This is a genomic window from Shewanella sp. 10N.286.52.E4 (assembly GCF_041468785.1).
Classification (GTDB): domain Bacteria; phylum Pseudomonadota; class Gammaproteobacteria; order Enterobacterales; family Shewanellaceae; genus Shewanella; species Shewanella electrodiphila.
Genome location: NZ_JBFRJJ010000014.1, coordinates 1 through 18,592 on the forward strand (window position 1 = coordinate 1; position 18,592 = coordinate 18,592).

An 18,592-nucleotide genomic window follows, 5' to 3' on the forward strand; every position below is an offset into this window, starting at 1 on the left:
CAAAATGAAGTTTAAAGCTGGATCATTCTCCGTTGGAAATTTTGCTGTTTAAATTTCGTCGGAGCGGCAAGGGATATCGAAAAGGGAAATGCTGTTGTTTCCCTTTCGTCTGGTGTGGGCGAAGCGCCACGACCTTGATTAAGACCTTGATTAAGATCTTGATTTAGATTTTGATTTAGATTCTATTCAAATAAAATCATTAGCTAACTAAAGCTGCTAACAAGTTTTGGGGCAGAACCGTGCATCTTGAAGTAGCTTAGGCACGTGTGCTTTAAGCCGGCATTTGCTCCACCAGCAAATCAATAAAACTTCTAACTTTGGGGGTTAAATGCTTACGGCTTGGGTAGATGGCATAGATATCAATTTCAGGTTGAAGGTAATCTTCAAACAGTAATGTCAGTTTATTTTCTGCCAATGCATCGCCAAGATAAAACGATGGCAAGCGGCATATACCATGATGGTCGAGTACCATTGCCAGCTCCATATCAGCATTATTACAGCCAATGACTTGCGGGACATCAATGGTCACAGTCTCTTTTTCTCGATGCTCGAACACCCAGCGATTTGGCTGTTTTAGATTGCTATAACAGATGCATTGATGAGTAATGAGATCTGCTGGGGTTTGCGGTATTCCATACTTAGCTAAGTAAGCAGGTGTCGCAATGGTATAGGCATTAAATTGACTAATACGCTTACAAATCAGACTGGAATCATCCAATTGATGTGTCGCTCTAATCGCTAAATCATAACCATCTTGAACTAAATCCACATGGCGATCGCTGAAATCCAACTCTAGTTTAACCTCAGGATATAAGCGCATATACATCGATAGAATCGGTTGTAAGTGCTTTAGTCCAAATGTCACAGGACAGCTTAACTTTAACGTGCCCGAAGGCGTTTGCTGGCTACTGTCGAGCATGACCACGGCCTGCTCAGCATCACTGACGATTTGCAGGCACTGTTGATGAAACAGTTTTCCTTCAGGCGTTAAACTTAATGAACGCGTTGTACGGTGCAGTAATCTGGTTTTTAACCTTTGCTCTAAGCGGGTAACTGCTTTGCTAATATGCGAAGTTGAATGGCCCATTTTATCTGCTGCCTCTGAAAAACTGCCAGATTCAATCACCTGTGTGAAAATAACGATTCCGTCAAATAACTTAGTATCCAATTTCACTTCACATTCCTTTTCTAGCAACAGAGCTGTAATTCGAATTGTCTGCAGCCATTAGTGCGTTAATGAATAACCAATTTAGCAATAGTTTTAGTTCCAATAAAGCCAAAATTAAAACTTAAAATGGTTATTACGAGTCATATGGAAATAATAATTTCCCTTTTGCTGGCTTAATCATAAGCAGTTTATTGCGTAAAGTAGCTTCATGAGTTCCTAGTCATCTAGTCACTTAACTGAATAATTAATTGATACTGTAAGGAATAGCCCCATGGAACAGATAACACGCATTAATCATTACGGCTTAAGAGTTAAAGATTTCGAAGTATCAAAGGCATTTTATGCACAACTCGGATTTAACTATATTGCCGGCCCAATAGGACCTGAGCCGGTTGCGATTATCGAGCACCCTAGCGGTGTCAATATTAACTTTATTTTGAACGCCGCAGATACTGACACTAACGTGTTAATGGATATTCCGACTAAACATACTGGCTATACCCATGTGGCATTAGAAGTGACGAGCGCAGCAGCGGTGATAACTAGGCTAGCTGAATTAAACATTCCATTGAGTGGTGAACCAATTAAGCATGTCAATGGCACCTCTTTCTTTATCAGAGACCCTGATAGAAATGTGGTTGAGTTTATTGAATATAAAGGCTTAGATATCCATTAACCCTTTACAGAAACCATTAATGAACAAATAGAAAAACTGACTTAGACATATAAGGCAATTACATGAAAATTTTAGCATTCGCAGCAAGCAGTAGCCGTCAATCAATTAACAAACAATTAGCTAATTACGCCGCTAACCAAGCAGCCAAATTAGTCGATAACGCCGAAGTAGAATTACTGGACATTAATGACTATGAAATTCCATTATTCAGTGAAGATAGAGAGAAAGAGCTAGGCCAGCCAGCACTAGCTAAGGCTTTTTTCGACAAAATAGGTCAAGCTGACGCTATCGTTATTTCTTTTGCCGAACATAATGGTTCTTACACCGCTGCATATAAAAACTTATTTGATTGGACATCGCGTATCGACCAAAAAGTATTCCAAGGTAAGCCAACTTTACTACTAGCAACCTCTCCAGGACCTGGCGGTGCCAGCAGTGTTTTAGCCGCTGCAACGGGTTCAGCCCCATATTTTGCCGCAGACGTGAAAGGCTCAATGTCAGTACCTAGCTTTTATCAGAACTTTGATGCTGCAACAGGCGAAATAACCGACTCAGCGCTAGTACAACAGTTAACTCAAGCAGTCAGTGAATTGGTCAGTAACTCATAAAGCTTGAGCAGTTTTAGCTTCATTTACAAACCCGATAGCGCTGTACTATTGCTACAGCGTTATTAGATTGATTGCCATTGTCTGCTACTATCTCTATTTCTGAGTGCAATATGCCGCCATTGGCGATGATCATTTTCGCTGACGCCTGATTGTGTTTATGGCAATGAATGTGCAGTTCATTCATGCCTTTACCCTTTGCCAATGCGATAGTTTGCGCCATCAATTTAGCCCCTAAACCTTTACCCCGATAACTCGGTCTGATCCCCATACCAATATGACCACCACAGTGCCTTATGTTGTCATTAAGGGTTAAGCGTAAATTGGCTACACCGATTAAGTCTACTCCGTCGACTAGCCAATAGGTTTCGCTGGCAACATAGCCTTGAGGCAAATTAACCCCATCAGCAAAATCCTGATTTTTTTGTAGCATTGCCGCAAAATCATCACAGTCAAAATCAAGCGGAAATGGGTAACGTTCTTCATCAGCTAGTTCAGTAATGTAAGCCAAATAGCTTGCCTGATACTGCATACAAGGTTTAATCAATTTCATCTCGTTATCCTGCAAACTATTCTCCTGCATATCATTCTGTGACACGCCACTTTGAGCCATCACATCCTTAGCAAACACCCATTTATATTTTCGATAGCCCATAAAAAAGGGCCTTGCAGCCCTTAATGAATATCGGTAACAGGCAAATTATTTTCGACCTAAAATCCGTAAAATCCGCAGGAACAAGTTAATAATATCCATGTAGAGCGCTGCAGCACTGTCGATAGCATTATCGACGGTTTTTGGTATTTGATTAGCACGACCCCAGTCATAACCAATATAACCACAAAAAATCAGCACCACTATCCAATCTAATATGCCGTGATGAATACCAAATACATAGATTTCAATCAGTTCAACCACGATAACCAGCAAGAGTGCAATCGTCAGCGCACCGGCAATTTTACTGAAAAAAGCGGGAAACAATGTGCCTAAACACATCATGCCAATGGTGACCAAGCCAGTAATTCTAATCGCTTCAGACACTAAAGCCGCATCATACTGACTGACGACTAAATTGATGATAAAACCAAACGGCACCACAACAAAGTTGTAGCCAATAAAACTCACAATCGGTTTATCAGACGATGAAAACAGGTAAATACCGAGAAAACATGAAGCAAAATAGCCAATAAAAAACACCCAAGAATTAACTGAAGCAATGGCTTCTGGGGAGATGTTCGTTACCATCCACCAGTTCACGCCAAAACCCCAACAAAGGGTTAAACCTATGACCAAATTATACAGCGGCCCACTGATAATATTATCCGTGGTATGCCTACGGTCAAAAACATTTGTTTCCACTTAATATTCCTTTTAAGTGTGGCGCTTAACCAGCATGGCATAACGGCACCATGCTGATGTTCAAGCACTATGAATTTACTCTGATTTACTTAACTAAACGTAAAATATAAGGCACTTTGATGCTGTCACCTTTAGAGGCTGCAATTGCACCTAAAATACAAAATACTAGATTAAAAATACCTACAGCAAACATAGTTAACATGCCAATGACAATGATAAATAGCAGGCTTGAAATGAAGTAACCAATAATGACCGTAATCGATAAGTTTAATGACTCTTTTGCTTGTTCACGGACAAACTCATCATCAGTTTTCACCAGATATAAAACTAAACCAGGGATAAAACCAAAAAAGATGGTGCCAATCCAGCAAAGTAGCGCTAGGTTTTTAGAATCTTGGTTAATTTCTTCGACTTGTAAACTTGTTTCTTCGCTCATGTTGAATCCTTTTTCATTCGCTTTATGCTGTTTTAAAAAATAATTAAATTATTGTTATTGAAGGCATATTAGGAATAGTTTGTTACAGGAGGATATAGAAAGGCGTGAAGAAAAACCTTGAAAGCTCCTTTTCACTGACTCAATAGCAATCCTTCACTATTCGACTAACAATATGTTCTGCAGTTAGATTAACCAGCATAAGCATGTTCCGCAATAGTTCCAGCGCTTAAATTTCAATTTAATTTAATTTATTAATCATTTAAAAACATTGCCTTAGTTAGTATTTTATCTGCTCAGTAAAATGCCATCAGTTTAAAACATTGATACTCAAACTTGCTTTGGCACATAAAGGTAACTATCGGTTTCTTGGCCCATATAAAGTAGCAGCTGAAGAGATTAGTAACCCTAATTTCATAGCCAAACAAGTGAGCAAAGACCTATGCATAACACCCTGCGAAATAAGAATATCCGTGTATTCAAGCTTATTTTTAGCACAGTGCTGTTCTTTGCGATCAGTTTATCTTTATACGTATTCAGCCAATATCAACGGATTACATCCGATCAGCTGACTCGAATTAATGACAGTCATAAGCAACGTTTGGCTTTCTCATCTCAACGCTTATCAGATGTGATTGAAGAAGTTGACGACATCATCAAAAAAATATCCACCAGCCCACAGATTGAGTTATTCAGCCAAACGCCAAGCAGCCGAAATCGCACTGCACTAGAAAACATGTTTTATTTCATTGTTAAAAATGAAAATGTTTACTCACAAATTCGCTATTTGGATGCTTCAGGTATTGAGCTCATCAGGGTCAATAATAAGCAAAACAATATCGAGCGCATTCCTGTATCTCAATTAGAAAATAAGTCAAAACGCGCTTATTTTCAGCATGCACAAGCACTTAAACAAGGCGAAATAGGCACCTGGCCTGTTGATATTGAAACTGAAAACGGCCAGCTAATGAAGCCAATCCAAACCAGTTTACGGATCATCATGCCTGTTTATCACCTCAACGCACGTCAAGGCTATATCGTCATCAACCTCAGTGTGAATAACATCCTTAATGCCATTGAAGAAATGCAAAGCGACACCTTTATAACGCGGTTCATTGACGAAAACGGCAACTTACTCGCCAGTGACAAGCCATCTGAAGTCTTAGGCCATTTATTTAGCACGGATGAACAACATAATCTTGCCAATGATTTTGCTGTTTTATGGCAACAAATATTGTCTTCAGATGAAGGACGTTTAACCATCGATAGCATGGTTTACTCTTATACAGAGCTAGGACTCAGTGCCGTTTATGCACCATTAGGGAAATATATTCTTATTTCGTCGCCGACAAGTTCTGCGTATGTCACCGAACAAAAACAAAACCTACTAACTAAGGCTATTTTGCTGCTATTGCTCTTACTAGGATTTTGCAGCTATCTCTTCAAAATTTATAACAGCCATGAAAATAATCAAATGAATCAGCAACTCATGGAAGCTGCCTTTAATGGCATTGCCGGTGTCATTATTACCGATAAGCGCTTTAAGTTAGTCAAAACAAATCAAGTATTTGTGAGGGTTTCAGGCTTTACTGCTAATGAATTAATCGGCGAGTCACTGGCTAAGTTAAACCTGAAGTTTTCGCAAACGGAAATGGTCGCAATTCAACGTCATTTGCAAACAGATAATTGGCAAGGTGAAGTCATGGGAACCAATAAGTCAGGCAGTGAATACGCCTTGATGGTACGCATTCAAGTACTCAGAAATAGTTTTGGCAGCGTGAAAAAATATGTGGTTACGTTTACTGATATTACTCAGCGAAAGCAGTTGGAAGAAACCCTTAGAAATCAGAGTGAGTCTGACCCATTAACAGGTTTATGGAATCGAAGAAAGTTTGATGATGAACTGACTAAACTTAACATATTCACTAAGCGCTATAGTAATTATCAAGCCTGCTTAGGAATTATTGATATTGATTTTTTTAAAAAAATTAATGACCAATATGGTCACGATGTTGGTGATGTAGCACTTAAAAACTTAGCCAGTTTTCTAACTTCGCAATGCCGAGAAACTGACATTATTGCGCGTATTGGCGGGGAAGAATTTGCCATTTTGATGCCTCATACTTCTCTTGAACAAGCGGAGGCTGTACTTAATCGCTTAAAACAAATGATCGCTCACAGTGAATTGATGCAATTTACTGTGAGTGGTGGAATTTCGAAAGTACAAGATGATGCCACCTTAGCTTTTAAGCATGCTGACATTGCCCTATACACTGCTAAAGCGGCTGGGAGAAATCAGATTCAAGCTTTCGATGCTAACTCACTTGAACATAGTAAAAAGTTGACTGTCATTGCCCCTTTGAATCTTAAGCACGCCAACGATGATATCAGTATTAAACAGCCAGTTAATTTGTGAGTATGATCAAGTAAACTGATTAAACTATTTTTAAATTTAGCCGATACAAGTTGACTGTAGAGAGTTGCATTCACTAGATGATTTAGCTGAATTCGCGTTATGCCATAAACATAAAACACGCATACTGGGATCTCTCTCGAATTAATTGTTAATCATTGGCGTTACCATGCCTTGTTACATGATTCACAATATATGACTCAACAATATATTACCGAAAAGCCGAACTTTAATAACCTGTACATGGGCTCATACTGCTAACTAAATCATAGATAATTCAGATTCAACTAGAATAAATTATCGTGAGTTTAATAGACGAAGTCACTGCTCAAGTTTGGCTTTGGTAAAGGAATATTTAAGATGAAACAAATCAATTTTCGCAAAGTCGATGCCATACTGATCAAGTTAAGCTTAAATGGTAAATTTTGGGTAATTTGCACTTTAGTCACCCTGATTACCGCGACGGTGGCCGTTAGTACTTACTTTAATACCACCACAAACATCAAATCGGCCTCAGAGCAATCAGTCCAATCAAGAGCCAATGCACTGGCCGAAAGCGCTCAACTTCAATCCCTTGAAGGCCAAGAGCTATCTCAATATGCGCAACAACTCAATGCGTCTATAGGCTCGTTAATGCAACCGCGCCGCAGTGGTGACAATGTCACAGTGAGTGCCCCGATTAATAACCAAGCATTAGTCATCACTGTTAATGTCGCTAAACAAGAAGCCGATGCCCTCTCAAGCGCCAGTAACTCACTCTTATTCGCCTTTATCGGTTTACTGCCGCTGTACTTAGTGTGCTATTGGACTTCAACCTCTCTCGGTGGCGGATTATGGGACATGTATGTTGCCATCAAGCGCCTTGCTGACGGCGACCTCAGTCAACGACTTAACTTTTTTGGTACTGATGATTTCAGCTTAATCGCCCGTGAAATTGATCGTAGCGCCGATAATATGAGTGAAATGGTCACCGCAATTGCTGCTAATGCGCAAACGCTGTCTGAAGCGGCGAATGAATTTAATCAGCAAGCCAATCAAAGTGAAGAACTCACTCAGTATCAACACGAATTTTTAGATACGGTATCCGTCGCGATGACGCAAATGACAGCCGCTATTGAAGATGTATCCCATAATGCCAGCAGCACGTCTGAACAAAGCCAAGAAAACGCATCGCAAGCCAGTAATAGCCAAGCTCAAATTGCTGAAGCAGTTAATCGTATTGGTACCCTAACCAGTCGAATCTCAGAAGCTTCAACCTCGGTAGGCGAGTTATCTCAAGCGGCAGCCAATATTGGTGCTGTAGTGACCACGATTAATAGTATTTCAGAGCAAACAAATTTACTGGCGCTCAACGCGGCTATCGAAGCAGCGCGAGCCGGTGAACAAGGTCGAGGGTTTGCAGTGGTAGCAGATGAAGTGCGAACCCTGGCAAGTCGCACCCAACAAGCCACGGTTGAAATTCAAACCATGATTGAAGGGCTACAAAAAGACACCAATACCTTATCGCAAATCACCACGGATATTGTATCTCAAGCAGATCAAGGTAGAAGTGCAATTGAGTCAGTAGGTCATGATGTGGATAGTATGGTGACTTCAATTAGTAGTGTGTTTGATATGAGTTCACAAATAGCAGCTTCATCAGAAGAACAAAGCGCGGCATCACGTGATATTGCTGGTCAGCTAAACGATATTCGCGGCCAAGCAGAAACCATTAGAGAAACCGCTCACCGCTCAGTAGCACTTGCAGCCAATTTAACCCAATCGTCTGTTGGGCTTGATGACATTTTGAAGCAGTACACGCTTGCTGAAAAATAGCAGCGTCTACACATCAATGCCATAGTGTTTAGTATTAATTAAATGAGTACTTCACTAACTAAGCTAATAAAAAAACCAGCAATCATGCTGGTTTTTTGTTTAAATATCCAAAATTTATTTAACTGATATTACGCCACATTACTGATCCAAACGGTTTGGTAAGGCTCTAATAATTGCGTTGCAGTAATGTCATTAATCACTTCACCATCAATCAAATCAAACCAGGTTTCTGTGCCAATTAAATTAAGCTCGGCTAAGGGTAAGTCCATCGGTTGATCGGTGATGTTACTGATACAAAAAACACTTTGTCTTCGATCGCGGCTTTGACGCCAAAAACCAAATAACTGTAAGCCTAAATGCAAGGTAAATTGAGTCGCATTAGGGTTAAATGCTTTTTGATTCGTTCGAATGCTGATCAGTTTAGTTAATGACGCTAACACCTTACTGTGAACATTATTTTCATCAGCTAATAGACCATTAAGCGCCTGACAATCCCAGCGGTGACGATTGATAGAACGATTATGGGAGGTGTTAGCGAGTTTTTCATAATCATTCCCCGTACCGAGTAAACTGTGAATATAAATACCAGGGATACCTTCCAGCCCTAACATAATTGCATGGGCACAGGTAAATCGCGCCAAACCAAACTGATCTTTACCCTTTGTCGTCCCTTGCAGCGCGTCAATTAACGCTATGTTCATTTCATAAGGTTTTTTCTGGCCATCTTCGCTGGTTCGGCTGGAAATTTTGCCACCAAATAAGGTCATGGTGTCCACCAACACCTTGATCTCTTCATCTTCCAATATCCCTTCCACTGGCCGTAAACCAACACCGTCATGAGAAGCAATAAAATTGAAATAAGTGGTACCGTCTTGCGCTGGTGGCATACTCATTTGCCAACGCTTTAAATACAAACAACTACCTGTAATCAAAGTATTGATAAGTAACGGCGGCAAAGAGAAATTATAAATACAGTGGGCTTCGTTAGCATTACCAAAATAGGTCAAGTTTTGAGTATTAGGAATATTCGTTTCAGTGATAACGACTGCATCATGTTGTGCGTGCTCGATAAGCGTGCGCAGCAGGCGGATCACCTCATGGGTTTGCGGCAAATTAATGGATTTGGTGCCAACGATTTTCCATAAAAAAGCGACAGCATCTAAGCGAAATATATTCACTCCAGCATCAAGATACTGACGAATAATCCGCACAAATTCCAACAAGACTTGTGGGTTTCTAAAATCAAAATCGACTTGGTCATGGCTGAACGTACACCACACATGCTGCAAGCCTTTACTGGTTTGTGTCGGCTTGAGTAAATCAGAGGTTCTTGGGCGCACGACTTCTGCCAAGTCATCTTCGACATTGGCAGTAAAAAAGTAATCGTGACCGACTCCTTCACCTTTAATGAAGTTTTGAAACCATGCACTTCGGCTAGAGCAATGGTTTATCACTAAATCAGACATCAACCTGCGCTTTGCAGCAATCGTCTCAATATCAGACCAGTCCCCTAAGCCATCATTGACACTGGAATAATCGATAACAGCAAAACCATCGTCCGAGCTAAACGGAAAAAACGGCAATATATGCACCGAATTAATGCACTCAAGATGAGTGTCCATAAATTCAGATAAGGTCGCGAGCGGATTTTGATTCGGACACATGATGCTGTCACCGTAGGTAATCATCACCACATCTTGTTCTGACCAATGATTACTAAACGGTTTCGGGGTAAATCCACCTTGCTCGATACGCATTGCATCAATTAAAGCATCAGCGATCTCATCGCTTTCAAGCGCTAATTCAACATCTTTATAGATGCTATCAAGTTGCTGTGTAAGCTTGTGTTTTAAACATTCTAATTCTGTCATTTGTCTTTCTTCTAACCTGAGTCATTTCTACTCACTACCAAGCCCTTGAAGCCAGCGGCTTTAGCAACTAAATCTAAGCGCTAAATCTAAGCACTAAACCTAGGTACTAAACCTAGGTACTTAATCTAGGTACTTAATCTAAGTACTAAATCGTTTAAGGACTTTGCAGTGAAAACCATAGACCAGAAAACCCAACACTCATAACTTACATGAACTCGGCGTTATCTGCTTCGACAGCGGCTTTAAGCTGTTCGAGTACATCCGGCATTGCGCTAATCACGCGGCTCCACGTTGGCATGAACGGCGTTTCCATCGGATTATCTAAAAAGCGTTGCCCTGCTGTGACAATATTTTGGGTGAACATTTCTACTGCTTTTTCTTCAGTATGAATATCAGTAGTGAGCCCATTCATCAACGCATCATTATGATAGGTTTCTACGTAATCGAGTGCGATACGGTAATAAGTGGCTTTTAAGGTTCTAAAGGCTTCTGTATTAAAGGTTTCACCTTGAGTGGCGAGTTTTCTAAAGAAAGCCTTAGTGATATCGATCGACATTTTAGATAAGCCAGCCTCAGCATTATCTAAGGATAAATCCTGATGCTTATGATCATAATTATCCGCAATATCCACCTGACAAATACGATTATGAGCATAGTTACGGTGCATTTCACTGAGCACACCAATTTCGAGACCCCAATCGCTAGGAATACGCAGATCGTTTAATACGTCACGGCGAAATGAAAACTCACCCGCCAATGGGTAACGAAAACTGTCCATATATTCTAGATATTCATTGTGTCCTAAAACCCTCTGAAGTGCCTTAATCAATGGGGTCACTAGTAATCGTGATACGCGGCCATTGATTTTTCCATCCGACATACGGGCATAAAAACCTTTACTAAATTCGTAATTAAACTGTGGATTGGCCACTGGGTATAACAGACGAGCAAGTAATGATTTTTCATAAGTGACAATATCGCAATCATGCAGTGCCACCGATTCCGTTTTACCAGACGCTAAGGTGTAACCCATGCAATACCAGACATTTCGTCCTTTACCGAGTTCTTTTGGTGCTAAACCTAACTTACTCAGTTTGGCATCTAATGCCTGTAATCTAGGGCCATCATTCCACAATACTCGATGATGTTGCGGCAGTTGATTAAAGAAACCAAGCGCTTGCTTATATTGCTCTTTATCGGCCCTATCAAGCCCAATAACAATCTCACTGAGATAGGGTACTTCTTTTAACTTACTGATTATCTGCGGTAAGGCTTCGCCTTCAAGCTCTGAATATAATGAAGGCAAGATCAAGCCTAAAGGACGGGTTTTAGAAAACTTGAGTAAGTCCTTTTCCATTTCATCATGGGTACGCTGAGTTAAGTTATGTAGCGTAGTAACAATGCCATTTTGGTAGAAATCGGCCATATTATGCCTCCTCAAGTGTGAATGATGGTGTGGATGTCGATGACTCTAATAACAAGGCCTGCAAACATTCAGCCCAACCTTTAGGGCCATAATGCTCGCTCTGCATGGTTTTGTTGTCTGTGATGATTTTTGGAAAAGTATGAGTGGGTGACTTAATTTGAATTGCCACATCAGCGGCCTCTAACATGGCGCTGTCATTACCACTGTCGCCTAGGGCGATGGTTTGCACGCTGGTTTGATACTTGTCTGCATACACTTGCGCAAGCCAATCCATTGCGCGACCTTTATCTGTATGACCACCCACATGTAAAAAACGACCTCCTTGAAGCATGTTCGCTCCAAGGCTGTTCATATGTTCTATAAAGGCTCTTTTTCGGCTTTCATCGGCCGTCCAAAGTACAGGTTCGGAATAATGTCTCACTAAGGCTAAGGTCGCCTTTTCAGCTGATAAATCAGTAAATTCACATAACTCTTCTGCAGTTAAAGTTGAAAAGCCAATATAGTCGCTGGCAAAATCACTCGCCTTTGAATCTAATAGCTGTAGCCAATGTTCGCGGGGTTCACAAAACTCTTTTACCCAATAGTACCCTTGGGTAAATGTATCAGCAGGTTGGGTATCAAAATAGCCGATGGGGATATAAACCACCGCGCCATTTTCGGAAATAAAAGGAGAATTGAAACCAATTGTCTGTTGGATTTTTTCCATTTCAGCAAAGGTTTTACTAGTATTCGCAATGATGGGAATTTGTTTTTCTACCAAAGCCTCAATCACCCCGATTGCACTCGAAAAGCTATAATCGTAATGATCCAGTAACGTGCCATCCATGTCGGTAAAAATAAGCGGTCTTGTCGTCATATTTATTCCCTTCCGTTCGCAAACAAAAAATATCTCTGTTTAAAACGTTTCAGGTTATATGCCAGATCGTAATAGGCTGCACTAAATTGGAACAGACAGAGGCTTTAACCATTGAAAGTAATCAATAAATTATTGAGTGATATTTGCAAAACAAATACTGCTTTTGAGGTAATTAAGGGCATTGTTGCGAGGTTTTAAAACAACTTACGCACCAATAAGGTGCAAATTTGGTCATTGAGTTACTCAGAGAGAGCCACTTGAACCATCATCTTTTAAATAATAAACGAGGTAAACTTATGCGGCCCCAACGTTTGAATTGCTAGGCTATTTAATAAATTTTTAATGCTCAGTAAGAAAAACAACAGTTTACTTTAAGCACATTCAGCAAGGTAAACTTTATTTCTTCCTGAAAATTTAGCTTGGTAAAGCGCATCATCTGCCTGTTTAACTAATGTCGTTAGTGCTGTATGGCTGTCGCTTAGCACTGCAACTCCTAGGCTCACGGTGAACTCGACAGTCTCATCATCAAATTGAAATGATTGAGATGCTATTCCATTGCGTAATCGATCTGCAATATTAAATGCTTCTTCTTTATTGGTATTGTCTAGAATGATTAAAAACTCTTCACCACCAATACGTCCTACGAGATCATGCTTTTTAAGCCAGCTTTTTGCTCGTTTAGCGGTTGCATCAATCGCTAAATCACCAATATGGTGACCATATTGGTCATTGATCGATTTAAAGTTGTCGATATCAAAAATAATCACAGCGACAGGTTGGTGCTTCTTCCAGGCTTTTTCTACGATTTTTTGACCGATTTGAAAAGTATGACCACGGTTTGCAAGCCCCGTTAAAAAATCGGTTTGCGCCCTTACTTTTAAAGATTTTCTCGAAAAAAGTAAAAACAATACTATGCTAGCTAGAACAACCAGAATGACGATGAACAAGCTCATTTTAAGCTCATTGATACGTTCTTTATCTTTTACTGATGCCCAATTCAATTCATTGATGGCTAACTTATTTGCCAGTAATTCATTCTCAAAATCGGCAATTTTTGAATTATGCTCCAGCGAATTACTCACCACTTTGTTATCGATAACACTTTGATTAATTTTTCTTTCTATATCAATAACTTCAAACAGTTTACTTGCCGCGATAACAGGCTTATTTTCATCCAGTGCGATAATGGCATCGGCCTTTAGAAACATTGCTTTCATATTGGCGGCAAAGCGCTTGTTTAATCGAAACGTTCTTGCAGCTTCAGCAGCTTTTTTAGCATCGCCACTTTTAAAATAGGCCAAGGCTAAATACAAATAATTACTGGAGATAAAATACTTTTCTTTTGTGGTGTGTTCTAAAGAAACCGCATTTTCTAAATGGAATATAGCTTGTTGATAATTTTGAGTCCGTAATGCAATACGTCCTGCATTTAAATGAGCAAAAAACAGTAAATCTTTGGTTTCATCAACCATATTTGCTAGGGCAAATTGTGCTTCAATGCTCTTACGCGCTTTGTCCCAATCAGCTAACTTAATCGCTTGGCTGACCATGTTATGTTGCATGTTAAACATATCTTCAATGTCATTAATGCTTTGCCAGGTTTGATACGCTTTTTCAAAATTTTCATAGCCTCTTTGATGTAAGCCTACGCTCCGATATAAACTGCCTGTTGCGTTATAAATCATCGCTTTACGATGTACATTGAGATTCTCACTCTTATCAATAATCAGCATGGCTTCATCAAGTAAGGCAATCCCTTGATAAACAGTTTCAGGCTCACTGTAACAAAATGCATTTTGAGTTAAGGTTTTTGCGAGTAGTTCAGAGTTGTTATGTTGGCGGGCATAAATAAGCGCTTGTTTTCTATCGGCACAATACACAGCAGGATCATTGCTTTGTAAATACAAAGCAAAGGACTTTTCTAAATGACTATCAATAAGTACATCAGTAATTGGCAGATACTTTACTAATGCAATGCCTTTGTCATAACTGGCAATGGCTTTATCCAATTCACGAGCTTTTTCATATAATTGACCATAGAGAAACCACACTTTGGCTTGCAGCTCTGGTTTCAAGCCGTTATTTCCCAGACCAAACTGATCTAATAACGCTATACCTTCTTGAGGGCTGACAGATAAAGCTGACTCTTCTAATATATCTAGACTGTTTATATCATGAGAATTTATATCATGAGAATTTATATCACGAGAATTTATATCAAGAGTATTTGCAACTCCACTTGCACTGAATGCAAAAATGGCACAACACAGCCATACTCGCCAATTTTGCATCATTTAAAATCCCTATCCATCTCAATCCACTAACCCTTTAGCAGTATATCTATTTCAAGCCAACATAGCATTCCATTAAAGGTAGAATATTGATTTAAAGATATATTTGTGACGTATAGTTACATATGGAACAAAAATAATTACTGCTTCTAACGTAAAAATATGACTCTGTGAATGAGTAAAAATATGACACTGTCGAATAAACAAAATATCTACACTCGGCTTTCATTAGACCTCATTGTAAGCCTCGATTGATTTTAATATTTTTGGAGTGTTTCAGTATTAACATGCTGCCAAATAGAGATGTTAAATGCTTATATGAAGCGCTTATGTGCAATGTTTATGTGCAATGCTTTTGTAAATTGCTTAATCGTACATAGATCAAAAGCTATTTGGCATTATGCGGTCGCTAGGGTTAACTGCTGGCTAATGGCATCTAAGCACACTTTGACATTCAGTGGCATTCTATTGTCAAAGGGGTGTAAGCCATAGACACTATTTAACGCTAATTTCTGCCCCAGAAAAACTTCACATAACGCATGTTCAGACTTGGAAAAATAAAAATCTGGCACTATTCCTATACCGCTTCCTGATTGGATTAACGCTAAGCAAGTATGAAATGAGTTAGCAATACAGTGTGCTTGTGCTTGATAATGCCAAATTAATTTTTCTGAATTGATAAATTGATGGCTAATAGTTTTACTTTGCCATGAATTGGCGACATAGGGTAAAACTTGCCACGCCTTTGATTCAATGAGTGTTTTGTTGCCAACAAGTACATCTCTAAACTCGCCAATGCGTTTTTGCTTTAAGTTACTTGATGGTGACTGGCCAACTCGAATCGCTAAGTCAATGTCTTCATTTACCAAATCTAAATGTTGGTCATGGCTAATTAACTCTGGTTTTAATTGCGGATATTGCACTAACAGTTGTGTAATAGCAGGAGCAACGAGAGTTTCCATAAGCGCATTGGGTGCCGTTATTCTTACTTTACCTTGAGGCACATTCTTTGTTTCCTCAGCTTCGAGCCATGCGTCACTGGCGATCTGATTTATCGTTTTACATTGTTGATAAAACTGCTCACCTGCAGCGGTCAGAGCTTGCTTTCTGGTGGTGCGTTTTAACAATATGATGCCCAGAGAGGCTTCCAAGGATTTTAAATGCTGACTTACCACTGACTTTGATACTTCTAACGCTTCAGCTGCGGCGGTAATCGAGCCCATTTCAACAATATGAGCAAATACTGACATTTGTCGTAATCTAGACATTTATTGTTCTATTTAACTTAACAGTGAATATCAATATAGCTGTTTTTCAGAGCTAATGATAAGACTAATCTAGATCTCAATGACGAAATAACAGCTTATCAAGGAACCTCAAATGACAAATAACACAATTACTGGCACTGACAACGCAATATTAGCCGCATGCAAAAAAGGGATTGCTGCATGGCAAGTCGCATTTAACCATCAAGATGCCAAGGCTTGTGCAGCTCAATATCAACAAAACTGCATTATGACAGCAAGTCCATTTGGTGTATTTGAAGGGCGCGAAGCTATTGAAGCTTTTTGGCAAGGTATTATGGACCAAGGTTTTAACCAAGTTGACTACACTCAAGTGACTTGGGAAGCTGAAGGCGAAAGTGGCTATATTTTAACCTCGCAATGGACAATGAATAAAGCTTTTGGTGTTGTACATCGCGAACTTTGGGTTGTTGAAGCAGACGGACGCGCTAGACTCGCTAGCGACGAATTTGAAGTACAAGGCGAGCGCTAAACATTATGCTATCTGTTTATCTCCGTTGATGAATGCAGCTAACATGATTGACAGTTCATCGATTTACAACCTTTCCCTAAACTGTGAGGGAAAGGGTTGTTTAGCTTTATCAATGCCTCGGTTGGTTGCAGTTTAAACTATTTCATTGCTGCTTTTACATACACATCAAAACGGTTTTTCTTCTGCGCTAATACCATGCTAGGTTTTACCCCATCTAAATCTTCTGCATAGTCAGGCCGCTTAACCACAACACGTTTTGTTGCCAGTGCCTGAGCAGGTTTTAATAGTCCGTCAGCATCTAAGTCTGCACCCACTAAGGTTTGAAACACGCGCATTTCTTTTTTTACTAATGCTGACTTTTCACGATGCGGGTACATAGGATCAAGATAGACGACATCGATTGCTTCACCTGATTGCGCTGCTGCATCGGCCAAAGCCTCAATGCTTGAACCATGGAATAAACTCATGCGAGCGAGCATCCATTCACCAATTTCAGCATCTTCATAGGCGCGGCGAAGGCCATCTTCAAGTAAAGCTGCCACCACAGGGTGGCGCTCAACCATAATCACTTTGCAACCTAAACTGGCAAGCACAAACGCATCACGGCCTAAACCAGCGGTGCCATCTACTACCGTCGGCGTCACGCCTTGCTTAAGTCCCACTGCTTTTGCAATAGTTTGACCGCGACCGCCACCGAATTTACGTCGATGAGCAACGGCACCAGAGACAAAATCAACACTGATCCCATCGAGTTTTGGCTCGTCGCGTTTATGTAAACTCAAGGTGTTGTGTTCAAAACGCAGCTCAAAATCCGCCTCTTTGTCCCACACTAATCCCCAACGCTCAGTAATATCGATGAGAGAAGGATATTGTTGATTAAAAAAGATAGGTATTTGCAAAGGGATCCCGACAGTCAAAGTGATTCCTGTTTATTATGCCAAAAGCCTGCGGCAGTGAATACCTATACCTGATGCCATAGAAAACTTATAATGCAGCTATTACACAGCATTTTGCTGTTCAAATAAGTTGGGATCTCTCATGTTAAGTTATCGTCACGGTTATCACGCTGGCAATTATGCTGATGTACTCAAGCACACAATGCTGCTTCAAGTGCTTAAATTGATGCACAAAAAAGATAAGCCTATGGCCTATATTGACTCCCATGCTGGCGCGGGAGGTTATGCGTTAACTGATGAGTTTTCGAAGAAAACGGGTGAATACTTAGATGGTGTCGCCAAACTTTGGGAACGAGATGATTTACCTGAACCTTTGCAGCAGTATATTGAAGATGTAAAACACTTTAATCAAGGTGAAGAAGAGTTAGCGTTTTACCCAGGCTCACCGGCTTTTGTTGACATGAACATGCGCGAAAAAGATCGCATGGTATTGCATGAATTACACGGCACCGACTTTGCTTCATTAGATGAGCAATTTAGTAACGACCGACATGTTCGCGTGATTAAAGGTGATGGTTTAAAAGGCTTGATTGCTGCAGTGCCACCTCTAGAGCGCCGTGCTGTCGCGCTGATCGACCCAAGCTATGAAATGAAGACAGACTATCAAGATGTTGCTCATGCCATCATCAAAGCCCATAAACGTTTTGCAACGGGTGTTTATATGCTTTGGTATCCAGTTGTAGATAGAGCGCAAACAGAAGCGATGCTAAAGATTTTGACTGACAGTGGCATTAAGCATCAACTGCGAATTGAACAGTCAATTACTCCTGATAATAATGTGTTTGGCATGACAGCAGCGGGCTTATGGGTGATTAATCCACCATGGAAATTAGATATCGCGGCTAAAGAAACCTTAGACTATTTAGAGCGCTGTCTTGGTAAAAGTGGCGGTAAAACCGTTGTGAAATTAGAAGTGCCAGAATAATTAGCGACAAAATAATTTAGTACT

16 protein-coding genes are annotated in these 18,592 nt (G+C 40.1%); 6 read left to right on the forward strand and 10 right to left on the reverse strand.

Annotated elements, in window-relative coordinates; all coding sequences use genetic code 11:
• Positions 1-271: 271 nt before the first annotated feature.
• Positions 272-1,174, reverse strand: a complete 903-nt coding sequence (locus AB4153_RS07390; protein ID WP_371996886.1) for a LysR family transcriptional regulator — start codon at positions 1,172-1,174, stop codon at positions 272-274.
• 265 nt (positions 1,175-1,439) lie between these two features.
• Here AB4153_RS07390 and AB4153_RS07395 point away from each other — a divergent pair, with 265 nt between their 5' ends.
• Together AB4153_RS07395 and AB4153_RS07400 are read left to right on the forward strand one after the other, a co-directional pair.
• Positions 1,440-1,844, forward strand: coding sequence for a VOC family protein (locus AB4153_RS07395; RefSeq protein ID WP_102529620.1), 405 nt, complete (start codon positions 1,440-1,442; stop codon positions 1,842-1,844).
• A gap of 62 nt (positions 1,845-1,906) precedes the next feature.
• Positions 1,907-2,452 (forward strand): NADPH-dependent FMN reductase, encoded by a 546-nt coding sequence (locus AB4153_RS07400; RefSeq protein ID WP_303516399.1) that lies wholly within the window; start codon positions 1,907-1,909, stop codon positions 2,450-2,452.
• Positions 2,453-2,471: 19 nt separating this feature from the next.
• Here the strand turns inward: AB4153_RS07400 and AB4153_RS07405 are convergent, their stop codons facing one another.
• The 3 genes from AB4153_RS07405 to AB4153_RS07415 all read right to left on the reverse strand — a co-directional run bounded on the left by AB4153_RS07405 (position 2,472) and on the right by AB4153_RS07415 (position 4,242).
• Entirely contained in the window at positions 2,472-3,104 is a 633-nt protein-coding gene (locus tag AB4153_RS07405) for a GNAT family N-acetyltransferase (protein WP_371996889.1), read from the reverse strand.
• A gap of 45 nt (positions 3,105-3,149) precedes the next feature.
• A complete protein-coding gene (locus tag AB4153_RS07410) occupies positions 3,150-3,806 on the reverse strand; it encodes a Bax inhibitor-1 family protein (RefSeq protein ID WP_102529618.1) in 657 nt (218 codons plus the stop codon).
• 85 nt (positions 3,807-3,891) lie between these two features.
• Positions 3,892-4,242, reverse strand: a complete 351-nt coding sequence (locus AB4153_RS07415; protein WP_229370595.1) for a DUF4870 domain-containing protein — start codon at positions 4,240-4,242, stop codon at positions 3,892-3,894.
• A gap of 439 nt (positions 4,243-4,681) precedes the next feature.
• On the opposite strand from AB4153_RS07415, the gene AB4153_RS07420 reads away from it, so the two are divergent.
• On the forward strand, positions 4,682-6,655 hold the full coding sequence (locus AB4153_RS07420) for a diguanylate cyclase (protein WP_303516394.1): 1,974 nt from the start codon (positions 4,682-4,684) through the stop codon (positions 6,653-6,655).
• 357 nt (positions 6,656-7,012) lie between these two features.
• Positions 7,013-8,467 carry a methyl-accepting chemotaxis protein gene (locus tag AB4153_RS07425; protein WP_371996892.1) on the forward strand — a complete coding sequence of 485 codons (1,455 nt, stop codon included), beginning with the start codon at positions 7,013-7,015 and terminating at the stop codon, positions 8,465-8,467.
• A 128-nt stretch (positions 8,468-8,595) separates the two neighbouring features.
• On the opposite strand, the gene AB4153_RS07430 is transcribed toward AB4153_RS07425, so the two are convergent.
• From AB4153_RS07430 to AB4153_RS07450, 5 genes are all read right to left on the reverse strand, one after another.
• Positions 8,596-10,338: a sugar phosphorylase gene (locus tag AB4153_RS07430; protein WP_102529614.1), complete on the reverse strand. Its 1,743-nt coding sequence runs from the start codon at positions 10,336-10,338 to the stop codon at positions 8,596-8,598.
• 205 nt (positions 10,339-10,543) lie between these two features.
• Positions 10,544-11,764, reverse strand: coding sequence for a glycosyl transferase (locus AB4153_RS07435; protein WP_102526971.1), 1,221 nt, complete (start codon positions 11,762-11,764; stop codon positions 10,544-10,546).
• A gap of 1 nt (position 11,765) precedes the next feature.
• Positions 11,766-12,620: a mannosyl-3-phosphoglycerate phosphatase gene (locus AB4153_RS07440; protein ID WP_102526972.1), complete on the reverse strand. Its 855-nt coding sequence runs from the start codon at positions 12,618-12,620 to the stop codon at positions 11,766-11,768.
• Between the two features lie 371 nt (positions 12,621-12,991).
• A complete protein-coding gene (locus AB4153_RS07445) occupies positions 12,992-14,914 on the reverse strand; it encodes a diguanylate cyclase (RefSeq protein ID WP_371996894.1) in 1,923 nt (640 codons plus the stop codon).
• Between the two features lie 395 nt (positions 14,915-15,309).
• Positions 15,310-16,179 carry a LysR family transcriptional regulator gene (locus tag AB4153_RS07450; protein WP_371996896.1) on the reverse strand — a complete coding sequence of 290 codons (870 nt, stop codon included), beginning with the start codon at positions 16,177-16,179 and terminating at the stop codon, positions 15,310-15,312.
• 112 nt (positions 16,180-16,291) lie between these two features.
• Here AB4153_RS07450 and AB4153_RS07455 point away from each other — a divergent pair, with 112 nt between their 5' ends.
• Positions 16,292-16,687 carry a nuclear transport factor 2 family protein gene (locus AB4153_RS07455; RefSeq protein ID WP_371996897.1) on the forward strand — a complete coding sequence of 132 codons (396 nt, stop codon included), beginning with the start codon at positions 16,292-16,294 and terminating at the stop codon, positions 16,685-16,687.
• A 137-nt stretch (positions 16,688-16,824) separates the two neighbouring features.
• On the opposite strand, the gene AB4153_RS07460 is transcribed toward AB4153_RS07455, so the two are convergent.
• Positions 16,825-17,586 (reverse strand): class I SAM-dependent methyltransferase, encoded by a 762-nt coding sequence (locus tag AB4153_RS07460; RefSeq protein WP_267869166.1) that lies wholly within the window; start codon positions 17,584-17,586, stop codon positions 16,825-16,827.
• 139 nt (positions 17,587-17,725) lie between these two features.
• Here AB4153_RS07460 and AB4153_RS07465 point away from each other — a divergent pair, with 139 nt between their 5' ends.
• Positions 17,726-18,568, forward strand: coding sequence for a 23S rRNA (adenine(2030)-N(6))-methyltransferase RlmJ (locus AB4153_RS07465; protein ID WP_102526976.1), 843 nt, complete (start codon positions 17,726-17,728; stop codon positions 18,566-18,568).
• The last annotated feature ends 24 nt before the right edge of the window (positions 18,569-18,592 follow it).

Coding starts and splice junctions, on each gene's coding strand:
- AB4153_RS07395 (WP_102529620.1), top strand. CDS start 1,440: ATGGAACAGATAACACGCATTAATCATTACGGCTTAAGAGTTAAAGAT.
- AB4153_RS07400 (WP_303516399.1), top strand. CDS start 1,907: ATGAAAATTTTAGCATTCGCAGCAAGCAGTAGCCGTCAATCAATTAAC.
- AB4153_RS07405 (WP_371996889.1), bottom strand. CDS start 3,104: ATGGGCTATCGAAAATATAAATGGGTGTTTGCTAAGGATGTGATGGCT.
- AB4153_RS07415 (WP_229370595.1), bottom strand. CDS start 4,242: ATGAGCGAAGAAACAAGTTTACAAGTCGAAGAAATTAACCAAGATTCT.
- AB4153_RS07420 (WP_303516394.1), top strand. CDS start 4,682: ATGCATAACACCCTGCGAAATAAGAATATCCGTGTATTCAAGCTTATT.
- AB4153_RS07425 (WP_371996892.1), top strand. CDS start 7,013: ATGAAACAAATCAATTTTCGCAAAGTCGATGCCATACTGATCAAGTTA.
- AB4153_RS07430 (WP_102529614.1), bottom strand. CDS start 10,338: ATGACAGAATTAGAATGTTTAAAACACAAGCTTACACAGCAACTTGAT.
- AB4153_RS07435 (WP_102526971.1), bottom strand. CDS start 11,764: ATGGCCGATTTCTACCAAAATGGCATTGTTACTACGCTACATAACTTA.
- AB4153_RS07440 (WP_102526972.1), bottom strand. CDS start 12,620: ATGACGACAAGACCGCTTATTTTTACCGACATGGATGGCACGTTACTG.
- AB4153_RS07445 (WP_371996894.1), bottom strand. CDS start 14,914: ATGATGCAAAATTGGCGAGTATGGCTGTGTTGTGCCATTTTTGCATTC.
- AB4153_RS07450 (WP_371996896.1), bottom strand. CDS start 16,179: ATGTCTAGATTACGACAAATGTCAGTATTTGCTCATATTGTTGAAATG.
- AB4153_RS07455 (WP_371996897.1), top strand. CDS start 16,292: ATGACAAATAACACAATTACTGGCACTGACAACGCAATATTAGCCGCA.
- AB4153_RS07465 (WP_102526976.1), top strand. CDS start 17,726: ATGTTAAGTTATCGTCACGGTTATCACGCTGGCAATTATGCTGATGTA.